Origin of the sequence: Streptomyces sp. UNOC14_S4 (genome assembly GCF_020740835.1) — a bacterium.
Taxonomy (GTDB): domain Bacteria; phylum Actinomycetota; class Actinomycetes; order Streptomycetales; family Streptomycetaceae; genus Streptomyces.
Genome location: NZ_JAINFC010000491.1, coordinates 1 through 5,592 on the forward strand (window position 1 = coordinate 1; position 5,592 = coordinate 5,592).

Here is a 5,592-nt window from a genome sequence, read left to right on the forward strand (position 1 = left end):
CCCCCAGACTCCGTCCGGGAGGTGCCCCCAGCCGTGCGGAACGCCTGCCCACAAACGGGAGGTGATGCGCAAGCGCAGCCGCCGGGGCGCGCCCCGTCAGGGGCGCGGGGAACTGCGCGACCAGCCGTCGACGACCCGCAGCCGCCCACCGGGCCCGGGTGGCAACCCGGTAGGCGCCGGGGGCCCGGGGGCGGAGCCCCCGGTGGGGTCACCCCTCGCGGAAGGCGGCCAGAAGACGCTGCGCCGCCGCACTCGCCGGCAGCGCGCCGCCGCGCACGGCCGCTTCGAGCGAAGGCGCCAGCCGCCGCACCTCGGCGTGGGAGCGCAACTCCGTGAGCAGCTGCTCACGGACCATCGTCCAGACCCAGTCCACCTGCTGCTCCCGGCGCCGCGCGGCGAGCGCCCCCGTCGCGTCGAGGACGCGCCGGTGCTGCTCCAGGCGTTCCCAGAGCGTGTCGAGGCCCGTGCCCTCGCGGGCGCTGCACGTGAGGACGGGCGGGTTCCACGCCGCGTCGGGGGCGCGCAACAGCCGCAGCGCGCCCGCCAGTTCCCGCGCCGCGGCCTTCGCGTCGCGCTCGTGCGGGCCGTCGGCCTTGTTCACGGCGACGACGTCGGCGAGTTCGAGCACGCCCTTCTTGATGCCCTGGAGCTGGTCGCCGGTGCGGGCCAGGGTGAGCATGAGGAAGGTGTCGACCATGTCGGCGACGGCCGTCTCGGACTGGCCGACGCCGACGGTCTCGACGAGCACCACGTCGTAGCCCGCCGCCTCCATCACGACGATGGTCTCGCGGGTGGCGCGGGCCACTCCGCCGAGCGTCCCGGCGGTGGGCGAGGGCCGGACGAACGCGGCGGGGTCGACGGCGAGCCGTTCCATGCGGGTCTTGTCGCCGAGGATGCTGCCGCCGGTCCTGCTGGAGGAAGGGTCGACGGCGAGCACGGCGACCCGGTGGCCGAGCCCGGTGAGCATCGTGCCGAGGGCGTCGATGAAGGTGGACTTCCCGACGCCGGGCACACCGGTGATGCCGATGCGCCGGGCCCCGCCCGCGTGGGGCAGGAGCTCGGTCAGCATCCGCTGGGCGAGTTCCCGGTGGTCGGCGCGGGCCGACTCGACGAGGGTGATGGCGCGGGCGACGACCGCCCGCTTGCCGTCCAGCACACCCTTGACGTACACGTCCGGATCGATCGTGGGCGCCATGGGATCACAGCTCGTGCCCGAGGGCCCCGGCGAGGGTCCCGAGCAGATCGCTGGCGGCGTCGGGGATGACCGTGCCGGGCAGGAACACCGCGGCGGCGCCCATCTCCCGCAGCGGCTCGACGTCCTGCGGGGGGATGACCCCGCCGACGACGATCATGATGTCCTCGCGGCCCTGCTCGGCCAGTTGCTCGCGGAGCGCGGGCACGAGCGTGAGGTGGCCGGCGGCGAGCGAGGAGACGCCGACGATGTGCACGTCGGCCTCCACCGCCTGCCGGGCGACCTCCTCGGGCGTCTGGAAGAGCGGGCCGACGTCGACGTCGAAGCCGAGGTCGGCGAAGGCGGTGGCGATGACCTTCTGGCCGCGGTCGTGGCCGTCCTGGCCCATCTTGGCGACGAGGATGCGCGGCCTGCGGCCGTCCTCCCGCTCGAACGCCGCCACCAGCGCGCGCGTGCGCTCCACGCCGGACGACGATCCGGCCTCTTCCCGGTACACACCGGAGATCGTACGGATCTGTCCAGCGTGCCGCCCGTACACCTTCTCCAGGGCGTCGGAGATCTCACCGACGGTGGCCTTGGCGCGGGCCGCGTCCACGGCCAGGGCCAGCAGGTTGCCGTCGAGCCCCTGGCCCGGGCCCGACCCGGCGGCGCGCGTGAGGGCGTTCAGGGCGTCCTGGCACGCGGCCTCGTCGCGCTCGGCGCGCAGCCGCCGCAGCTTCTCGATCTGCTGGGCGCGCACGGAGGAGTTGTCGACCTTGAGGACCTCGATCTGCTCGTCGCTGTCGACCCGGTACTTGTTGACGCCGATGACCGGCTGCCGCCCGGAGTCGATGCGGGCCTGGGTGCGGGCCGCCGCCTCCTCGACGCGGAGCTTGGGGATGCCCGCGTCGATGGCCTGGGCCATGCCGCCCGCGGCTTCGACCTCCTGGATGTGCCGCCAGGCGCGGCGGGCGAGGTCGTGGGTGAGCTTCTCGACGTACGCGCTGCCGCCCCACGGGTCGATGACCCGGCAGGTGCCGGACTCCTGCTGGAGGAGGAGCTGGGTGTTGCGGGCGATGCGGGCGGAGAAGTCGGTGGGCAGGGCCAGCGCCTCGTCGAGGGCGTTGGTGTGCAGCGACTGGGTGTGGCCCTGGGTCGCCGCCATGGCCTCGACGCAGGTGCGCGTGACGTTGTTGAAGACGTCCTGCGCGGTCAGCGACCAGCCCGAGGTCTGCGAGTGGGTGCGCAGCGACAGCGACTTGGCGTTCTGCGGGTCGAAGCGCTTGACGAGCTTCGCCCACAGCAGGCGGGCCGCCCGGAGTTTGGCGATCTCCATGAAGAAGTTCATGCCGATCGCCCAGAAGAAGGAGAGGCGGGGCGCGAAGGCGTCGACGTCGAGCCCCGCGTCGATGCCCGCCTTCAGGTACTCCACGCCGTCGGCGAGGGTGTAGGCGAGTTCGAGGTCGGCGGTCGCCCCGGCTTCCTGGATGTGGTAGCCGGAGATGGAGATGGAGTTGTAGCGGGGCATCTTCTGCGAGGTGTACGCGAAGATGTCCGAGATGATCCGCATCGAGGGCCGGGGCGGATAGATGTAGGTGTTGCGGACCATGAACTCCTTGAGGATGTCGTTCTGAATGGTCCCGGCCAGCTTCTCGGGCGGTACGCCCTGCTCCTCGGCGGCCACGATGTAGAGCGCGAGGACGGGCAGGACGGCCCCGTTCATGGTCATCGACACGCTCATGCGGTCCAGCGGGATGCCGTCGAAGAGCCGGCGCATGTCGTAGATCGAGTCGATGGCGACGCCCGCCATGCCGACGTCGCCGGTGACGCGCGGGTGGTCGCTGTCGTAGCCGCGGTGCGTGGGCAGGTCGAAGGCGACGGACAGGCCCTTCTGACCGGCCGCCAGATTGCGGCGGTAGAAGGCGTTGGACTCCTCGGCGGTGGAGAACCCGGCGTACTGGCGGATGGTCCACGGCTGGTTGACGTACATCGTGGGGTACGGGCCGCGCAGGTACGGCGCGATGCCGGGGTAGGTGCCGAGGAAGTCGAGGCCGCGCAGGTCCTCGGCGGTGTAGAGGGGCTTGACGCCGATGCCCTCGGGGGTCTCCCAGAGCAGGTCCTCGGGGCTGTGGCCGGTGTTCTCCTTCAGCGCCGCGCGCCAGGCCGCCGGGTCGGCGGGGGCGGCGGCCGCGGGCCCCAGGTCGATGCCGGAGAAGTCGGGGATCGACATCACGCCACTCCCATGCGGTCGAGGACGGAGGAGAGGACGGCAACCGCGTTGCCGCCGGCGAAGACGAACTCGTCGACTCCTGCCTTCGCATAGGCCTTCTGCTGCTCGCCGCGCGGCTTCCCGGCCAGGAAGACCTGGCGGGCGCCGGCCTGTTCGAGGGCCGCGGCGACGGCTTCGGCCTGTTCGGCGTAGAGCGCGTCGCTGGAGCACAGGCAGGCGATCACGGCGCCGCTGCGGGCGAAGGCCTCCGCGACGGTGGCGGCGTCGACCGGCACGAGGACGGGCTCGATGCCGCCGGCCTGGAAGAGGTTGGCGGCGAAAGTGGCCCTGGCGGTGTGCGCGGCGGCGGGGCCGAGCGCGGCGAGGAAGACCCGCGGCCGGGCGCCGGTGGCGGCCAGGTGGGCGTCGGAGCGGGCACGCAGCCGCTCGTACGCCTCGTCGCGGCGGACCCGGGGCAGGCCACCGGACAGCGGCCGGGGCGCGGGTTCACGCTCCAGGGGCTTCTCGGTCAGGTTCGGGAACTCGCTGACACCGGTGATCGGATACCGCCGCTCGGCGGTCCTGTCGCTGCACGCTTCCCAGTTGTCGGCCAGGCTCTTGGCCAAGTGCCCCTCGCGCAGGATCGCCGCCTGGCCGCCCAGGCGCTCGATCCACTGGAAGAACTCCCAGCCCGCGCGGGCGAGCTCATCGGTGAGCCGCTCGACGTACCAGGAGCCGCCCGCAGGGTCGATGACGCGGGCGAGGTGGGACTCCTCGAGCAGGATGGACGAGGTGTTGCGGGCGATACGGCGGGCGAAGGCGTCGGGCAGGCCGAGCGCCTCGTCGAAGGGCAGGACGGTGACGGAGTCCGCGCCGCCCACTCCGGCGCCGAGGCAGGCGACGGTGGTGCGCAGCATGTTCACCCAGGGGTCGCGGCGGGTCATCATCACCGAGGAGGTGACAGCGTGCTGGCGCTGCGCGGCACTCGCGGTGGCGGCGCCGCTGACCTCGGCGACGCGGGCCCACAGGCGGCGCGCGGCGCGGAACTTGGCGATGGTCAGGAACTGGTCGGCGGTGGCCGCGTAGCGGAACTCCAGCTGGGCACAGGCCTGGTCGACGGTGAGGCCGGCAGCGGTGAGCGCGCGGAGGTAGGCGACGCCGGTGGCCAGAGCGGCGCCCAGCTCCTGGGCGGCCGAGCCGCCCGCCTCGTGATAGGGCAGCGCGTCGACGGTGAGGGCGCGGATGCCCGGACGGTCACGGAGGCACCGGGCGGCGAGCGCGGCGGCGGCCGCGAGGGACTCGGCGGGGTCAGTGGTGCCGCCGGTGCGGGCCAGGGTGCCCAGCGGGTCGGCGCCGAGATTGCCCCGGGCGGCGCCGGGCGGCAGGCCGCGTTCGTCGTGGAGCGCCAGGAGCCGGTGTGCGGCGGCTTCGAAGTCGGCGCCCGGGTCGAGGACGACGGGAGCCAGGTCGAGGTAGACGCCGTCCAGGGCGGCCGGGAGTGCCTCGATGGGCAGTCCCGCATCGCCTGTGGTGAGCCAGAGGGAGGTGACGCCGTTCTCGAGGTCGGCGAGGACGGCCTCGTTGGCCCGCCCGGGGTCGGGATCGGCGTGGTGCTGGCGTACGTCCCATCCGGAGACGGCGGTGCCCTCGGGCCGGCCGCCGCGGACGAAGGGCGCGAAGCCGGGGTGGCCGGCCGCGGGGGCACTGTCGTCGGCCGTGTAGAGCGGGCGGATCGTGGGCCCGTCCAGAAGCGTGATGGACAGCGCTTCCTCTGCAGCCGGACCCTCGGCCACGGTGCCCGCTTTGCTCAGCACGCCTTCGACGAGGCGTTGCCACTGTTCGCGGGTCGCGTCCGGGAATTCGGCGGCCAGGGAGAAGCCTTCGTCAGGCAGGACCGTCATGGGGGGAAGGCTAGGGCGCTCGCGCGTGGCGTTGCAGGGGAACGTGCTGTGACCTTTGCCTCTTCGCCTGCCGCGGGCTTCCGGACGGGGTGCGGCCTGGCCTGTGACCGGGGCTTCGCCCCGGGTTCCGGCGGGGGCTGCGCCCCCGGACCCCCGCGCCCAACGGGCTGCCTCGCAGGGCCGGTTCGCGGCTGCGGATCGTTTCGTGGCTGGTTGCGCAGTTCCCCGCGCCCCTTACGGGCGCCTCCGCGCCGGGGCGCACCCCCTGAAACCCCCACCTGCCCCCCTAGTTTCGCCCGCCCGAGCACCAC

Annotated in this window: 3 protein-coding genes; all 3 read right to left on the reverse strand. The window is 73.5% G+C overall.

Features of this window, described 5'->3' with window-relative positions; all coding sequences use genetic code 11:
• Positions 1-208: 208 nt before the first annotated feature.
• The 3 genes from meaB to K6I34_RS30335 are packed head-to-tail and all read right to left on the reverse strand — an operon-like array spanning position 209 to position 5,281.
• Positions 209-1,195: a methylmalonyl Co-A mutase-associated GTPase MeaB gene (gene meaB / locus K6I34_RS30325; protein ID WP_229330816.1), complete on the reverse strand. Its 987-nt coding sequence runs from the start codon at positions 1,193-1,195 to the stop codon at positions 209-211.
• A gap of 4 nt (positions 1,196-1,199) precedes the next feature.
• Positions 1,200-3,401, reverse strand: coding sequence for a methylmalonyl-CoA mutase (scpA, locus tag K6I34_RS30330; protein ID WP_229330818.1), 2,202 nt, complete (start codon positions 3,399-3,401; stop codon positions 1,200-1,202).
• The gene (locus tag K6I34_RS30335; protein WP_229330820.1) at positions 3,401-5,281 is read right to left on the reverse strand and encodes a methylmalonyl-CoA mutase subunit beta; all 1,881 of its coding nucleotides are present in this window, start codon (positions 5,279-5,281) and stop codon (positions 3,401-3,403) included. Before K6I34_RS30335 ends, scpA begins: the two co-directional genes overlap by 1 nt.
• Positions 5,282-5,592 lie beyond the last annotated feature (311 nt).

Bases quoted from the DNA above. Each gene is read 5' to 3' on its own strand.
- meaB (WP_229330816.1), bottom strand. From the start codon at position 1,195: ATGGCGCCCACGATCGATCCGGACGTGTACGTCAAGGGTGTGCTGGAC.
- scpA (WP_229330818.1), bottom strand. From the start codon at position 3,401: ATGTCGATCCCCGACTTCTCCGGCATCGACCTGGGGCCCGCGGCCGCC.
- K6I34_RS30335 (WP_229330820.1), bottom strand. From the start codon at position 5,281: ATGACGGTCCTGCCTGACGAAGGCTTCTCCCTGGCCGCCGAATTCCCG.